1 pseudogene is annotated in these 1,192 nt (G+C 60.8%); it reads right to left on the reverse strand.

Going from position 1 to position 1,192, the window contains the following annotated elements:
• A pseudogene (locus ACIP1G_RS31970) lies at positions 1-1,075 on the reverse strand (RHS repeat protein); the annotation flags it as partial.
• Positions 1,076-1,192 lie beyond the last annotated feature (117 nt).

The following is a 1,192-nucleotide window of genomic DNA, read 5'->3' on the forward strand; positions in this document are numbered from 1 at the left end:
TGCCGTCGTAGGCGAAGGTTTCGATTTCCCACTCTTTGCCGCCGCGCTCACCCGCGAGGCTTTTCACCAGGCGGCCCATGGCGTCGTATTCGAAGCGGCTGATGCGGTCACCATCGAGACGGCGGGTAGGTTGAGTGCTGCTGTGATCGTAGAAGTAGTGGGTGATCTGCTTGTCGAAACCCTTTTCCATTACCAGGCGGCCGGCGGGGTTGTATTCGAAGCTGGCTTCGCTGTTGTTTTCGTTGCGCAGGCGCTCAAGCTGGCCAAGCTTGTCCCAGTGGTAGGTGAGGGTGCTGTTGTCCGGGTTATGGCGCTGGTGGATCAGCCCGGCTTCGTTGTAGGCCCAGGTGGTGCGGCGGTGTAGCGCGTCGGTGTAGCTGAGCAGGCGGCCTTCGGCGTCGTGTTCAAAGCGGTCTTCGCTCTTGTCGGGATACACCAGGCGGGTCAGCTGGCCGGCTTCGTAGTGATACTCGGTGGTTTCACCCGCTGCGTTGGTGGCCTTGCTCAGTTGCCCGAGTGCGTCGTACTTCCACAGCGTGGTCTTGCCCGAGCAGTCGGTGTAGCTGGTCAGCAGGCCGTCGCGGGTGTAGCCGAGCTTTTTCTCACCACCGTTGGCGTCGATGATGGCGGTGGGCAGGTTGTCGCTGTTGTAGGTGTACTGGGTCTTGTTCTCCAGCGGGTCGAGCGTCTCGATGATGTTGCCGCGTAAATCATGGTCGAATTTCCACAGCCCGCCTTCGGCGTCGCGCGTCTTGAAGCGCTGGTCGAGTTCATCGTAGGCATGGTGCACTCTGGAGCCATCGGGGCGGGTGTGTTGCAGCAGGTTGCCGCGCTCGTCGTAGATGTAGCGGTCGATACTGCCGTCGGTATGCACGTGCTGGATGACGTTCTTGCCGTCATCGCGGAACAGCCATTCTTCGTTGCCGTCCGGGTAGATGACCCGGTAGGTGTAGCCGAGGTAGTCGTAGTAGTGGCGGGTTTCCTGGCCGAGCGCATCGATGACGGTGGTCAGGCGGATGTGTTTGTTCCACCTCAGGCGCGTGTCGAAGCTGCCGTCGTCTGCCCATTCGCGCACGGCCTTGGCATCCGGGCCTTGGCCTAATGCCAGTCAGTTAAGCTCCCCAGGTTTCTTTTTCGGATATTTGGCAGGCTTGGGTTTGACGACCCTCGGATAACTGCGCTGCCGCCTCGC

Source organism: Pseudomonas sp. NPDC089392 (assembly GCF_044749595.1).
Classification (GTDB): Bacteria; Pseudomonadota; Gammaproteobacteria; order Pseudomonadales; family Pseudomonadaceae; genus Aquipseudomonas.